The following is a 15,692-nucleotide window of genomic DNA, read 5'->3' as shown; positions in this document are numbered from 1 at the left end:
ATATAACAATTGTTATATTTTAACATATTAAAAAAAACTTATTGTTGAATTATTTTATTATATATTATAGTCTTCATTATCTCTTTATAAATTTTATACTATTTAAAGTTAACGTTGTTATGTTTATTAATTATCAGAAATAAATATAATTTTAAAAATAATACAAAAAATATGATACACAAAAGAATAAATAATAATAAAATATAAAAAGATAACTAACATAACATGAGGATAGAAAAATATGTTTGATACAATTAAGGAAGACATACATACAGTTTTCTCTAATGATCCTGCAGCAAAAAGTACCATAGAGGTAATTTTATGTTATCCTGGACTACATGCAATATGGTTTCATAAAATCGCACATTGGTTTTGGATGAAAAATCATAGATTAATAGGTAGATACATCTCCCACATTAATAGATTTTTAACAGGAATAGAAATACATCCGGGAGCTACTATTGGACGAAGATTCTTCATAGATCATGGAATGGGAGTAGTTATTGGAGAAACAACAATAGTAGGTGATGATGTTCTTTTATATAAGGGGGTTGTACTTGGAGGTACAAGTCTGGAGAGTAAAAAAAGACATCCAACAATAGGAAATAACGTGGTAGTAGGAACAAATGCAATAGTCTTGGGAGATATTGAAATAGGTGATAACTGTAAAATAGGAGCAGGATCTGTTGTTACAAAACCAGCACCTGAGGGTTCAACAATTGTAGGAATACCTGGAAGAACATTAGAATCTATTAAAAAACAAAGTAAACATAAACATGATTTAGAACATGGAAAAATACCAGATCCAATAACAGAAATACTAAACACACTCATTAAACGACAAGAAGAACTAGAAGAAATAGTATATCATGAAAATCGTTCAGAAGAAGATAGAAAAATAATGTATAAGGAACTTAAAGAATTATCACAAGAAAATCAATCCGAAAAAGAATAAAAAAGTAAATTCTTTTTTCATATCTATTTTTTACCTAAAATATATATTCATAAAATAATCATCATTATATTCAATCCACTTAACTTCTATGTTATAATACCACTGTTTTTTTAGAGAAGTATAGTAATATGTGGGTTTATTATTAAAACTAACTCTACATGGAATTTCTACTTCAATTTCTTTTTTTGTATTATCAGATAAAACACAATATGAATAAAGATAATGTCTACTATTTTTTGTTTTATAATATATATTCATATTACATGGAATATTCATGCTTATAGTTTTTTTAGAACCATAACCTGAAGCATGTACTAAATTCACATTATTTGATAATTCAATGAGAGTATTTTTTATATCCATTGATTTTTTTATATCATTAACATCACTAACAGTATCTTCAATGAGGGGTATTGAAAACATGGAAAGTATACTAAGTGAAATTAAAAATATTAATAGATATTCAAGTGAAACTTGTGCTCTTGAATCCATTAAATCATCTCCATCAGATATGAGGTAATCTTTAGAATATTACCACAGAGGTATGTTAAAAGTAAACCTCCAAGAATAAAAGGTGCAAATGGTAAGGTCTTCTTTATTGGAATATTATAAATACCCATTTTATTGGAAAAAATATGAATATCATATATATCAGCACTTGTTAAACCACTTACCTTGGTGGAAATCACAACACTCTCTCTATAATCTTTACTTGTAAAGTATCGTATTCTATTTCTAAAACCATTATCACTAAAAAAGTAGGTATTTCTACACTTACACAAACAACACGATAAAATCATACCCTCACATAAATCATTAACATCAACAATGCTTGTTAAACAACTTGATATAATATTTAATCTAAAAATATTATTTACAATCACCAGTACATTAAAAATAATAAATTCAGATAAATACACCACACTATCAATACCTAATGAAAAGATAACAACACAACTCAACAGAATAAAATACCACTTGTAGAATAGCCTGTTACACACAACTACAAAACATGTTATGAAAATGATTTTTATTAAGAAGCTATCAGTAAATATGATAGAATATCCAATAATCATTAAATTAAGTGTAAACACACTCCTATAGAAATCATCAACATAATATAATTGCCTTAATAAATAACGTTTCTTTTTAAGTATAATATAGATACAATAACACATAATTAATGGTATTACTGAAAAAATACTATTTATCATCAAATCCAATGTAGGAATTGTTAAATTAAATAAAATAACATTAAACTCCATATTAGGAATAATACTTAAAAATTCAGGTACAAGTAGTGTTGAAATTGCAGTAAATAATTTCACATCACCTCCAGCCCAAAGACCCAAATACCATAAAATGTAATTTAATAGAAAAATTATCACAATTGAAACATAGTAAAAAAAATTAAAAGTACTACTTAAAAAATAATAAAGACTAACTAAGCATATTCCAACAACAAATAATGGTATTGTTAATTTATTTGGAATAATACCATATTTAACATCAGTATATGTTGCAATAATACAACACACAGTTACAATTAGAATTCCAGAAATTTTTATTAAATTATATACCATAACACTTTCTTTTTAAAAAAAATAGGGAAGGTTAAGATTATTTTTGATTTTGTTTTTTATTTTTTGCAGCTTTAATAAATGATTTAAACAATGGATGTGCTTTATTTGGACGTGATTTAAATTCTGGATGGAATTGACATCCTAAAAACCATGGATGATTTTCAAGTTCAATCATTTCAACAAGGAAATCATCAGGTGAAGTACCAGAAATAATAGCACCAGCACTAGTTAGAATATCTCTGTATTCATTGTTTACTTCATATCTATGTCTGTGTCTTTCAGATATATTTGTATCCTTATATGCTTCATATGCAAGTGTACCTTCTTTTATTTTACATGGATAAGCACCAAGTCTCATGGTTCCACCCATATTGTTGATTTTCTTTTGTTCTTCCATCATGTCAATCACAGGACAAGTGGAGTTTTCATCAAACTCTGTACTGTTAGCATCAGGATAACCATTTAATTGTGCAATAGCAATACTCATAGCATGTAGACCAAGACAAATACCAAAGATTGGCACGTTATTTTTTATTGCATATTTTACAGCTTCAATCTTACCATTAATACCTCTTTCACCAAAACCACCTGGTATTAATAAACCATCATATTGCTTTAGAATATCAATATTAAAGTCATTATCTGCCTTAATCCAGTCAATATCAACATGAACTTTATTAGCAGCACCAGCATGTTTTAATGATTCTCTAATACTAATATAAGCATCTTCTAATTCAATATATTTACCAACAACAGCTATTTTAACCTTTGGAGTTTCTATTTTTAAATCCTCTACAATTTGACTCCATTCATATAAATCAGCCTTATTAGTAGCAGTATCAATATTCAATCTATTTAATATATAACTTCCAACATTGGCAGAGTACATAATCAATGGAACCTCATAGATTGAATGTGCATCAGGAGTATTAATAACAGCCTCAATTGGTACATCACAGAAATGAGCTATTTTTTCCTTAAGATTTGCATCTAATGATAATTCAGATCTACATACAATCATGTCAGGATTAATACCAAGACCTCTTAATTCCTTAGTACTGTGTTGTGTAGGTTTTGTTTTAAATTCTTTTGCTGCTTTAAGATAAGGAACATATGTTACATGTACAAACATACAGTTGTCATGTCCTTCCTCATTTTTAAGTTGTCTTACTGCTTCAATAAATGGTTGACTTTCAATATCACCAACAGTTCCTCCAACTTCTACCATAACAACTTCTGCTTTAGTTTTCTCTGCAACATTTCTAATCATTAACTTAATTTCATCAGTAATATGTGGAATGATTTGAACACAAGAACCTAAGTATTCTCCTTTTCTTTCCTTTTCAATAACAGAGGAATATACTTTTCCTGTAGTGATGTTTGCTTTTCCAGAAAGTTCCACATCAAGAAATCTTTCATAATGTCCTAAATCTAAGTCACATTCCATTCCATCATCTGTTACATATACTTCTCCATGTTGGTATGGATTTAAAGTACCTGAATCCCAATTAAGATATGGATCAATTTTAATAGCTGTTACATTAACACCATATGACCTTAAAATTCTTCCAATTGATGCTGAAGTAATTCCTTTACCTATGGAACTTACCACACCACCAGTTACTACTATATACTTTGACAAATTATCAACTCTTCCCTTAAAATCTTATAATTTTATCAATAAAATTATTATTAAAATAAACATTGTAATAATAATTAAAATAAAATATGTTCAATATTAAATATATATTTATGTATATTTTCATAAGAAAAATATACTATTAATTTAATATATCTATCTTATTATATTTAGAGTTTTAGAAAATTAATAAAAAAACAACTTCCACATAAAACCAAAAAATAAGTGTTTCTAATCTATTCTTAAAATAAGTTTACATGAAAAATTAAATAAGGAAGATTGTTATTTATTAAACATTATAGTTCACTACATGTTTTAAATATACACTCATCCTTAAATATTTTTATATTATATTCTATATATTGCTATTTTTTTTGTTTAAAAAGTCATAAATTATAAAGATTATTTATATTTACCAAGTGAATAATTCTATTAAATCTTTAATTTTCTGAACTAGTAAATCTCTCTTTTTTATTCTTTCTTTTAATTTTAGTTTTTTATTAAAGGTTTCATCTACATTCATTTCTTTTATTTTTCCAGAAAATTCATATTCTTTTAATATCTCTCTAATAAGTTCTTCTTTCAAGTTTTCAGTAGTTACTAATTCTTTTATTGCATTTTCACGTTTTTGATTCATGAATTGTTCTAATTTTTCTTCAGTATCTACATTACAATCCACCATAGTTGTGGAAATGAATTCATCAATTAAATCTATTTTACTTCTTAGTTCTTTGTCTTTGTTCATTGTTTGAGTTATGAAATCTTTATCTTTTGTAAAGGTTGGTTTTGTTGGATCTAGACCTTTTAGAAGTTCTAATATGTATGATACATTTATATCATCCCTTCTTAGAAGATCCATTTCAAAGTCTATATCATTTAGTATAGATTCTTTTGTCAGTGGATTTTCTACTCTTTCATATATGTCTAAGTATTTACTTCTATAATCTTCAAAACTCTGTTGTGAAATATTAAGATCTTTAAATTTAAATTCATCAAATGGTGTTAATTTATTTAATGTTCGTAGTATGTTTCTAAAAACTTCTATAAATTCTTTCTCTGTTTCAACATCTTTTGAATCATCTAGTTTTTCAATTGTTGGAACTATTTTATTTAGTTTTTCTACTTCACTATTGAATATTTTAACATATTCCTTGTATGGTTTCATTATAACAGTTTCAAGAGCATTTTCATTGGAAAATATTTTTATTGCTTCATCAGTTTTTTCTTTTAAATTTCTAAATACAACTATATTTCCATGTGCTTTTTTATCATTACATAATCTATTTGTTCTTGAATATGCTTGTAGAAGTCCATGATATTCAAGATTTTTATCAACATATAAAGTATTTAAGTACTTGTTATCAAATCCAGTTAAAAACATGTTTACAACTAATAGTATGTCTATTTTCTTATCCTTTGATTTTTTAGAAATATCCTGATAATAGCCTTGAAATGTATCTGTTGAATAACTTGTACCAAACATTTCATTATAATCATTTATTTGATTATCAAGTAGTGTTCTTGGATGAATTTCATCTTCTGTTAAGTCAGGATTTGCTTCAAAGGAATATATTGTTGCTATTTTCAAGTCATGATTCTTTTTCTTAAATAAATCATAGTATGTATTAAGTACAGGTATTGAACTTACAGCAAGAATAGATGTAAATTCCCTGTTATATGTTTTTCTATCATGAATCTCTATTATAGTATCTACTATCTGATTTATTCTCTCTTCTGATTCTAATACTTCTTTTGTATTCACATCTATTACTTGTTCATCATTTGTTGTTTTTCTTATAATTCTACCAATAGGAATTGCAATGTAATAAAAACATACCAGAACTACGATTTCCAGAGTTTGAAGAGGAATGGGAGGAAAAAAAATTAAGCCAAATAAATAAAATAACTATGGGTCAATCACCTTCATCAAAATATTATACTAAAAATCAAAATGATACTATTTTAGTACAAGGGAATCAAGATATTGCAAATAACTATGTTATACCAAGAATATATACTTCAAAAATTACTAAAATAGCTAAAAAAGGAGAAATACTTTTAACTGTACGAGCACCTGTTGGTGATATAGTCATAACACAATATGATGTGTGTATTGGAAGAGGGGTCTGTTCTATTAAACCAAGTATATCTACTGGATTCATGTTTTTCTATTTGGCTAAATTAAATAGTAAAAATCAATGGAATAAATACATTCAAGGAAGTACTTTTGAATCTATAAATAGTAAGGATATTAAATCTATGAAAATAAAAATTCCTAAATCATCTAAAGAACAAGAGAAAATAGCTAACTTCTTAACTTGTATAGATCAAAAAATTGAGTTAATGGAAAAGAAATAACACGCTACACCATGACAATAACAACACAGCAGAGCAAAAACTTTAAATCAACAGGACAAACAGGTACACTACAGGTAGGAACCTATACTAAACTATACCAGAAAACACTATGAGGATACAAACAAGGAAACATAACATTTAACAGCACACTACAAGACAGCACAGGTAAACAGGTAAACACCAATACAACAGCACGTATAGACATATACACACCTACAAGTAATGGAAACAATCTGATAAAATCATTCAAAATGAACATTACAAACGGAAAACTAAGCTATGTGTACCAAATACCAAGCAGTATGACTAATACTACATACCTGGTTAATATTACTGCCCTTAGTAACAAGGACTATGCAGGAAGCTACAAGACAGTAAAACATAACACTAAACAACAGACGAACATATATATCAGCAAGCAACACTCTTGGATACATTGGAAAAACCGTAACATTAAATGGAACAGTAATGGACTCAACCACAAGAGCAAAAGCAACAACCAATGGAGAAGTAACAATTACAATAGATGGTAAAGCAGTAACAACAGTAAAGACCAGTAAAGGAGTCTTCAGATATACATTTAACAACACTCTTACAGAAGGAAAACATAACCTCACATATACCTATAAAGGCGACACAGTATACGCTAACAGTACCAGGACACTAAACCTTACATCCAACAAGAACACTCTTAGAATATCAGCACCAACAATAAATGCAAGCATAGGAGACACAATAAAAATAACAGCCACAGTAACAAACACCAGTGGAGCAACAGTAAAAGACAACCTCAAAGCAAATATACTGCTAAACGGTAAAACAATAGCCACGAATATAGATGTAACCTATGGAAAACTAACATACAACTACACTATACCAACAGGAACAAGCTACAGCAACAAAATAACAGTAATAATACAGGAAACAGACACTTACAAAACAAGAAACGCGAGTACAACACTGACAGTTAAGAAAGCATACCAGTATGTTAATGTAGTAACAAGCACTATAACAACTACCAGTGGATCCAAGATATACATCACAGGTAACATAACAGACAAAAACAAGAACCTGATAGCAGGAACAAAACTAAACATAAAAATAGGTGGAGTAGATATAGCTAACATCACTAGTACCAATGGTAAATTCAACTATGAATACACAGTAACACAGACAAAAGGAACATATAATATACTGTTAACTGCCTTGGCTAGTGATAGTTACTATAATAATTCTAAATATATGAGTTTGAAAGTAACAACATAAACTGTTATTTTCTCTTTTTTTCTTTTTATTATTTCAGAAATTAATCATCTTTCTCCCATAGTTTTGGAGTGTCTCCTGAAATTTTAGCCTGTTTTATTAAAACTATCTAAATTTAAAAAACAGCCTATTGAGTGTTGCTGAAAGAAATTAAAAAAGAATATATAAAACGAATCATTATATCTAAAAATAATTATGGGTGAGATAATGAAAATTGTTAGTTGGAATTGTGGTATGGCATTTTATGCTAATAAAAAATATAAGAAAATAAGAGAATTAGACGCAGATATATATGTTATCCTAGAAGTCAATAGACCTAAAGTTGTTGATGAAGATTATAAAAAATTTATGAAAAATAGTATTTATTTAGAACGTATATATGATAATGATGATGTTAATGGTTTGTATTCATATATTGAACACTACGATGGTTAACAACGTATATATGATAATGATGATGTTAATGGTAGGAAGAAAGGAATAGCAATTATCGCAAAGGATAGTATTAAAATAGAAAATAATAATTGGAATTTAAAATCTTGCAATGATTTTCTTTCAGTACGTGTAAATGACTCATTTGATTTGATTGGTGTATGGACTGATGAACCATATCTTCCTCGAACGCTTAAATATTTAAGAACATTTAAATATAAATTTATTAGCTCAAATAATATTGTTATGTGTGGCGATTTTAATATTGATGTAGGTAATGATAGTAATGAAAAAGATAAAGATATGTTTGTTAGAATTTTAAGAAATTATGGTTATGAAAGTATATATCACCATTTTAAGAAGGAAAAAATAGGTGAAGAATCTATAGATACATTTCATAGATATGATGGAGATTTTCATATAGATTATTTGTTTGCTAAACCAGAACTAATTACTTCATTTGATGTTGGAAGTAGAATAGAATATGCTAATAATGAAGATAATCATAGTGATCATGTTCCTTTAATATTTGAAATTGACATATAATAGAATATTCATAAATAATTATAGTGATATACATGGAAAAGAAAAATAAACTGATAATATTAATTTTAGCGATTATTATTGTTATTCCGTTAGCTTATTTTGGTATCTCTGGATATTTACATGATTTAGAAGAACAAACTTTCTATGATGGTATTAAGGAAATAAGTGATATTGAGAATAAGACTGATGCTGCAGGCGATATAATACGAAATCAAACTAGTCCTTCTAATGAGGATGTTAAAGAGTACGAAATTGAATCAATAAATACTACATCAACGGAAATATTAATGTTACAAGATTTAAAAACAAAAGTATCTAATGAATCATATATTGAATTCATTGATATTCAAATTAATAGGTTAAATAGTGAAAATAGAACATATACTGCAATGTTAGAAGGTTCAACTATTTATGAACAGTATCAGAATGGTCAGATTGGAGCTTCAAAAGCAATATCATTAATGGGTGATAAAACTAAAGAGGTAAATTCATATTCTGATAAAACTGGTGAGTATAAAGTTGAAGCTGATTCATTTTTAAGTGTTCATACTGATATGAAAGAGAAATTTGATGAGTTAGGTATTGATGAAGATTTCTTGTATGATCAAATTGAAGAAGTGAAGGTAACTTCAGTTAGTTAGTAAATATATAATGTAGCACAATTTTATTTTGTAGCACATATTGTTATAAAGTGTAGCACAAATGTTAATTGTAGCACATTTTTTAACCTATTTTTACGTTTACTTCGTTATATCCACATTATGAGTATTGTTATAACATACAGTATAACTAAACTTGCAACTAAAATTATAATTAATCTTATAACTTTAATTGTAATTATTCGTATAATTATCCTTTTAATTCCGATATATTCAATTATCAAAGTTTATTAATAAAAAAAGAGTGATATATAATTAGTATTTCAAGTACAACTGGTATAAGATAAAAATAGAGTGTAAGAAATTACATGAAAAAACAGGGCAATACTATCAAATAATGGAAATTAAATAAAAAAAGGGTTTATACTAGTTTTTATAATAATAAGCTATAACTTAATAATAAAAATGAACTAGGATAAATAATAGTAATTAATTTTGAGATAGTAATTATTATATCTTTTTTTATTAATAAATTTATAGTATGATATCTTTTTTCATGAAATATGACTAAAAAAGTAAATTAAACATAAACCTCAAACATCTACAAAACACAGCTAATGAAATTATTTTACAGGTTTTATACTTTTTTACAACGATTACACACCCATAATAACAGGAATACTAAAAAAAATAATATAACGGGTGTATCAAATGAAAAATCAGAAAACATATCATTTTAGAGATAATGATAACTTATTAGAAAATATTGACAAAGGAAACAGAAGTAAATTCATAAGAGATGCTCTGAAACTAAAATTCAACATTGATGAGATAGGATACAGAGAAAAACAAGCAACAAACAAGGAACTAATCTGTTACTACAACAACATGATAGAAATATACGAAAAAGAACTAGACAGACTACAAGACGAAATAGTTAAAACAAAACAATACAAGAAAAAACTAAAAATCAAGGTAAACAAGATAATAAAACAAGACAAAGAACTAAACAACCAAATAGAAACCAAAAAAAGACTATTAAATGACACAGATAAAACAAAACACAGAAACGAAGCAGCAAATACACTAATAAAAAACATAATCCTCATGAAAAACGATACACTAGCAGATTCAGTAAACATAGAATACCTTAAATCACATGGCAATTTCAGAAACAATAACGAATTCAAAATCTACGTTCATGAATACATCATAAAAAATGTTAAAACCAACAGTATCATTGCCAATACAGTTATTAAACCAGAAGATATTGAATATCTAAAAAATCAAGTAAATCCAAGGATATCATGAAAAAACATTACATTACATGTGAAAGTTTAGTTGGAAAACAGAACAACATACTGCGTGTAGGAATAAACTACACCATATCGAACATTATGAGAATAAAACCAGGAGACTATCTCCGATGGATTATAACACAAGAAGAAGAAACACGGATAAAACTACAAAAAATACCACCAGACGAAAAAGACACAGTACTACCAGAAGTAATCAACAAAACAGTTATAGTCAGCAATCACCACAACAGAATAACAATTCCTGAAACAATAAGGGTAGCTGCAAACATCGAAAAAGGTGATACTCTAATCTGGAAAATAAGAAGAGACGATTTATATGGTGATACCATAGAAGTTCTAAAAAAATAACCTCCTCACTAATAGTAGTCAAATCAATTACAACTACTATTACCCACCCACCTACTTTTTATATGAACAAGTTATAAAACAATGCTAATTTTCAAGAATAAAAATAAAAAAAATACACTAAAATCTATAAAAAAATAAACAATTTATAACAACATTTAAATACTAAAAATATTAAATACAATAACAAAGAGCAAACAATAATATAAAAAATAACAAGAATAGTATAAAAATACTATAAAAAAATATAAAAAATAGGTGAAAATATGAACAACAACGAAACAACAATAAATGAACTAGACAACACAGACCAAGAAATAATAAAACAACTAAACCAAGACGGAAGAAAATCCTTCAGACAAATAGCAAAAGAACTAAACAGATTCCTAGAATCACTAACAAAAGAAGAAAACATCCAAAAAACATACACACAACTAATTCTGAATACAATTAACAACTAAAAAAGAGAAATAAATGAAGTTATTTATTCATAATTTTCTCTTTCAACCTTTCAAAACATTCATCCCATATAATAAAAACATGACTTCAAATTAACCACATATTTAGCATATAGTATCATAATAAACGACAAAGAGGGGAAAAATAGGTGAGAGAAAATGAACAATAAGATAATGATTATTGTATGATGTTATAAAAAATAGTAGTAAAAAGGGAAATGAAAATATAATGTAAAATGCCGAATTTTACATCACAACTTGAACAAAATTATAAAAGAAAGAAGATATTTAAATTAATTATTATATTAATTTAAAATGTATGGATTATTTTTAGGATTAAAATAATCATTAATATTTATCCTAATCTTTTCTTTATATTCTATATTTAATTCATCACAACAATTTAAAATGGAATTTGAAATTTTATAATTATTATTAATTTTTCCTAAATTTTCAAGCATTTTTTTATCTTTAGGATTTATTAATTTTAAAATTTCTTTATTCATATTTAATACTGCTCCAGTTCCATTTAATTGAAAATCATAGTTTTTATTAAGTAACGTATCGTAATGAATAGGAATGAGTTCTTTTGAATTTGAAAAAATTTCATTATATCTTGTTTGGCTATTTTTTTCTATGCGTTCTACACTTGATTTTAATTTTTGATATTCTTCATAACAACTTTCTTCATCAAACTGACCATTTATATAAAATAGATTAATAACTGTTTGTAAATTATCTTTAATATTATTATTAATTAATTCTGTCTGGTCTATATTTGTGAATGGATGCATTAATTTGACTTCATCGTAAATATCATCTTTAATTAATGTTACATAATTATTATTAAATTTATATTTAAATAATTCCCGTTCAATAATCTGTTGTTCTTCATGATTGAGTATAATGTAACGATTATAAAATCTCATAAATAATCTTTCAAAGTAAATTAAATATCTAACAATCTTTTTATTATAAAAACTTGAGATACAATATCCTATCCATGTTTCTATATTTTTTTCAATAGTTAAACCATCACTAGTTTTAATATCATTAAATGAGTTATTATCCAGTAATTGTATTAAAAATAACAATACATTATTGTAATAAGGATATAAAACTGGTGAAATATTATTTTTAAATAATAATTCATCTATGAAGAATTGTATCTCATTATTAGTAAGATTTTTAAATGAATCAATAATTCTTGAAAATCCTTTTTTAATATCCTATAGATCTCGAATAATTAAAATAATTATTAATTAATGATTTACAAGCCTTATTTTTAATAGACTCTACAATAAATAATTCATCTTCCCAATTTTTTTCAGAATATTTTAAAATAACATTTTCATAAATTTTAGCATTCCTACTATCTTTTTCCATTTGATAAAGTGAAATTTCTCTTTTTTTACAAATATCAAATATTTTTCGTTTGTTTTCAGTTGTGATTCTTTTTCCTAAATATATGGCAGAAGGTTTAGGTAATTTAAGAAAATATTTTTCACCAATTTTAATAGCACTTCTTAAAAGAAGTTCCTTATTAAATAAAATTCGCCACTCTTTTTCATGACTCCACACAGTTTCTTTTCTTAAAAATGGATCAAAAAGGAGTTTAAATGTATTTTCTTCCATATTTGATAACTCATCAGTATACTCATAACCATCTTCGTATTTGATAGGAAAACATGAACGTATTATGAAATTTTTAAAATCTTTACTATTATACTTAATACAAATTCCTTTATTAGAATCAGAATAATAAGACCACATTAATATTATATCATGATTTTCAGAAAAACAAGTTAAATAAACAGTTTTTTTACTATGATTATTAAAATCATCATAAATTCCATTCAAAATATCCAAAATCATTTTAGTATTGAATTCATTAAATTCTTCAAAGGGAATATCCTTATTAATTGTAGGTTCGGTTTCATAAATATATTCCATTATTTCTAAATAAGGATTATTTGAATTAAGTATTCTTTCTTTTTCTTCAATACTCATTTTTGATCTTTCAAGAAAAGTAGTTATAATGTTAGGTTCAAGATTTTTATGAAAAACATTTTGAACATCAAAAAATAATTCACCCTCATATAAATCATTTAAATTATTCACATTAGACAAATATATTAAATCATTTTCTAATAAATCAAAAGTATACCCTTTATCATCAATAGATTTATATTTATAAAGAAAATTTGGTATATTCTTATTTTTTAATTCATGTGCTTTTTTTATATTTTTAGTATCATTTGAATAAAATAATTCAAAAAAATCATCAGTCCACATATTATCATCTATATTTAAAAAAATTTTGTTAGTTATTATATAAAAAGGTGTATTATTACTATAAATAACAATTTAATCTATTAATATCGTATTTTTATAATTTATTTTCTAAATCAGTTAAATTTAAATAGATAATAGATAAAATAAAGAGGGGAAATTAATATTTTATATATTATAAAATAGACACAAGTCTAACTATTTAATAAAATTTTTATTAATAAACATTTCTAAATTTTGTATATATTAATAATATTTATCTAAAAATCCTAGCCCTTCTTTTTTGATTTGTGAAAAAGGAATTATATCAATAGGATTTTTCTTTAAATAAATTATAGGTAACTCTTCAGATACAATAAACATTGAAAATATTTTATAATTTTTTAAATTATTTCCTATTTTATCACCTAATTTATCGAAATTATTTTTTATCCAATCTTCTCTTCTTTGATGTTTTTTAATCCAGTTTTTATCATCAAAAAATCTTTCTATTTCATGTATAATCTCACGAGGATTTCGAGCACTTTCAATATTTTTACATTCAATTGAAAATAATCGTTGTTTATCCTTATCTAATAATAAAATATCAATATCTCCATATTTCGGCTCAACTTTTACAATTTTATCTATTTGTACGTTAGATTCTAATTTATAATTAAATTTTTTTGATAAATTGAGATTATCTGCAAACCATTTAAAAACGATTTCATTAAATTCTTTTCCTTTTTTATCAATCATTTTGCTAATTAAAGAAGTAAATTTTTTGGAAGAATTATTTGTTTTATAGACTCCTTTAGTAATTAAATTTATTAAATTTAAACCAGAATGATAAACATTTCTAAAACCATAAATAACCGTTTCATTTTTGTCATTTTTAATAATTAATGGTTTTAGATAATAAGATAAAGACCTTCTAAAAACCCAGGGATAAATATCATTTTCAGAATAACCTTCCGGTGGTATCTCCCATCTATCACGATATTTTAATGAAAAATTATCTATTGCATATGAAGATTTATTATATTCCCAGTTTAATTCACATTTTAAATGATTTATTAAATTAGATTTTGAAATAAAAACAATATCTTCTTCATTTTTTTGAGCTAAACTTATCAAAGCATATACAAAATCAGCATATTCTGTTAAAGTTATATCAAATTCTGATTTAAATGCTTCATCTAATTCATCACTTGGTTTTTCTTCAATATTACTTTTACTATCAATATTTGTAGAAAAATTATTTATATGTTCTAATGATTTATTATTTCTAAAAGTATCAAAAATTTCTCCTAAATTAGTTTTTATACCAAAACGATTTGATTCTAAAGGCGTAATCTCAAAATCTATATAATCTGAATTTATATAATCGCTATTGAATGTCCATTCAATATAATTATAAGTTAAAGCCATTAAAGTATCAAAATTTTCATTTGATATTTTTACTTTACTATTAAAATTTTGTTCTGCAGACAATATTTCTATTAAAATTCTAGTACTTATTGATAGTTTATCCAACTCATAATCATCAGAAACAATGTCTTGTATAACACTAGAATTGTCTTTATTATTAAAATAATAATATAAATTATTAACTGAAGATATAGATCTATTAAATAAAATATTTTCATAATTTAAAATTAATTTTTTTATAAGATTATCCCAATCATATTTCACTATCTCTTTTTTTATACATTCTATAAAATAATTTACAATTTGGTGACTTAATTCAACTGATTCTTTTTTAGTTAATTTTTGATTATAATCAAACTTGCATTGGATTTTTGTTACTAAGTCATTCATTAATAATTGTATATTATGTTCTTGCAATAATCTTATTGGAGTTTTTACAGGAAAATAATTAATATATTCTAAATCATATATTAAATTTTATTTTTTTATCTAC

The 15,692-nt window shown here is 25.1% G+C and carries 16 protein-coding genes; 9 read left to right on the top strand and 7 right to left on the bottom strand.

The genetic code is table 11. The annotated features are described in order from the left end of the window. Positions 1 to 241: 241 nt before the first annotated feature. On the top strand, positions 242 to 955 hold the full coding sequence (gene cysE / locus A9758_RS04900) for a serine O-acetyltransferase (RefSeq protein WP_011406050.1): 714 nt from the start codon (positions 242 to 244) through the stop codon (positions 953 to 955). A 30-nt stretch (positions 956 to 985) separates the two neighbouring features. Here the strand turns inward: cysE and A9758_RS04895 are convergent, their stop codons facing one another. From A9758_RS04895 to A9758_RS04880, 4 genes are all read right to left on the bottom strand, one after another. Then, complete coding sequence (locus tag A9758_RS04895) at positions 986 to 1,447, bottom strand: class III signal peptide-containing protein (RefSeq protein ID WP_011406051.1); 462 nt, start codon at positions 1,445 to 1,447, stop codon at positions 986 to 988. After that, on the bottom strand, positions 1,447 to 2,538 hold the full coding sequence (locus A9758_RS04890; protein ID WP_011406052.1) for a prepilin peptidase: 1,092 nt from the start codon (positions 2,536 to 2,538) through the stop codon (positions 1,447 to 1,449). Before A9758_RS04890 ends, A9758_RS04895 begins: the two co-directional genes overlap by 1 nt. A gap of 37 nt (positions 2,539 to 2,575) precedes the next feature. Next, on the bottom strand, positions 2,576 to 4,180 hold the full coding sequence (locus A9758_RS04885) for a CTP synthase (protein ID WP_011406053.1): 1,605 nt from the start codon (positions 4,178 to 4,180) through the stop codon (positions 2,576 to 2,578). A gap of 409 nt (positions 4,181 to 4,589) precedes the next feature. After that, positions 4,590 to 5,939: a type I restriction endonuclease subunit R gene (locus A9758_RS04880; protein ID WP_069776337.1), complete on the bottom strand. Its 1,350-nt coding sequence runs from the start codon at positions 5,937 to 5,939 to the stop codon at positions 4,590 to 4,592. A gap of 53 nt (positions 5,940 to 5,992) precedes the next feature. Between A9758_RS04880 and A9758_RS04875 the strand changes: the two genes are divergently transcribed. The 8 genes from A9758_RS04875 to A9758_RS04840 all read left to right on the top strand — a co-directional run bounded on the left by A9758_RS04875 (position 5,993) and on the right by A9758_RS04840 (position 11,500). Then, positions 5,993 to 6,535 carry a restriction endonuclease subunit S gene (locus A9758_RS04875; protein WP_011406055.1) on the top strand — a complete coding sequence of 181 codons (543 nt, stop codon included), beginning with the start codon at positions 5,993 to 5,995 and terminating at the stop codon, positions 6,533 to 6,535. A 381-nt stretch (positions 6,536 to 6,916) separates the two neighbouring features. Then, on the top strand, positions 6,917 to 7,801 hold the full coding sequence (locus A9758_RS04870; RefSeq protein ID WP_302290791.1) for an Ig-like domain repeat protein: 885 nt from the start codon (positions 6,917 to 6,919) through the stop codon (positions 7,799 to 7,801). 204 nt (positions 7,802 to 8,005) lie between these two features. Then, on the top strand, positions 8,006 to 8,233 hold the full coding sequence (locus A9758_RS04865; protein ID WP_011406057.1) for a hypothetical protein: 228 nt from the start codon (positions 8,006 to 8,008) through the stop codon (positions 8,231 to 8,233). Between the two features lie 147 nt (positions 8,234 to 8,380). Then, positions 8,381 to 8,776 carry a hypothetical protein gene (locus A9758_RS04860; protein ID WP_011406058.1) on the top strand — a complete coding sequence of 132 codons (396 nt, stop codon included), beginning with the start codon at positions 8,381 to 8,383 and terminating at the stop codon, positions 8,774 to 8,776. A 32-nt stretch (positions 8,777 to 8,808) separates the two neighbouring features. Then, positions 8,809 to 9,417, top strand: coding sequence for a hypothetical protein (locus A9758_RS04855; RefSeq protein ID WP_011406059.1), 609 nt, complete (start codon positions 8,809 to 8,811; stop codon positions 9,415 to 9,417). Between the two features lie 669 nt (positions 9,418 to 10,086). Continuing rightward, a complete protein-coding gene (locus tag A9758_RS04850) occupies positions 10,087 to 10,686 on the top strand; it encodes a hypothetical protein (protein WP_011406060.1) in 600 nt (199 codons plus the stop codon). After that, positions 10,683 to 11,042, top strand: coding sequence for a hypothetical protein (locus A9758_RS04845; RefSeq protein WP_011406061.1), 360 nt, complete (start codon positions 10,683 to 10,685; stop codon positions 11,040 to 11,042). Before A9758_RS04850 ends, A9758_RS04845 begins: the two co-directional genes overlap by 4 nt. Positions 11,043 to 11,305: 263 nt before the next feature. Continuing rightward, positions 11,306 to 11,500, top strand: coding sequence for an AsnC family protein (locus A9758_RS04840; RefSeq protein ID WP_011406062.1), 195 nt, complete (start codon positions 11,306 to 11,308; stop codon positions 11,498 to 11,500). A 302-nt stretch (positions 11,501 to 11,802) separates the two neighbouring features. Here A9758_RS04840 and A9758_RS04835 read toward each other — a convergent pair whose 3' ends face one another. From A9758_RS04835 to A9758_RS04825, 3 genes are all read right to left on the bottom strand, one after another. Beyond that, positions 11,803 to 12,426 carry a hypothetical protein gene (locus tag A9758_RS04835; protein ID WP_011406063.1) on the bottom strand — a complete coding sequence of 208 codons (624 nt, stop codon included), beginning with the start codon at positions 12,424 to 12,426 and terminating at the stop codon, positions 11,803 to 11,805. A 292-nt stretch (positions 12,427 to 12,718) separates the two neighbouring features. Next, positions 12,719 to 13,792, bottom strand: a complete 1,074-nt coding sequence (locus A9758_RS04830) for a DUF2971 domain-containing protein (protein ID WP_011406064.1) — start codon at positions 13,790 to 13,792, stop codon at positions 12,719 to 12,721. 243 nt (positions 13,793 to 14,035) lie between these two features. Further along, a complete protein-coding gene (locus tag A9758_RS04825; RefSeq protein ID WP_143740875.1) occupies positions 14,036 to 15,589 on the bottom strand; it encodes a hypothetical protein in 1,554 nt (517 codons plus the stop codon). Between the last annotated feature and the right edge of the window lie 103 nt (positions 15,590 to 15,692).

The organism is Methanosphaera sp. A6 (assembly GCF_001729395.1).
GTDB lineage: Archaea > Methanobacteriota > Methanobacteria > Methanobacteriales > Methanobacteriaceae > Methanosphaera > Methanosphaera stadtmanae.
Note: the sequence above shows the minus strand (reverse complement) of the source record. Positions and strands in the feature narration are given on the sequence as shown.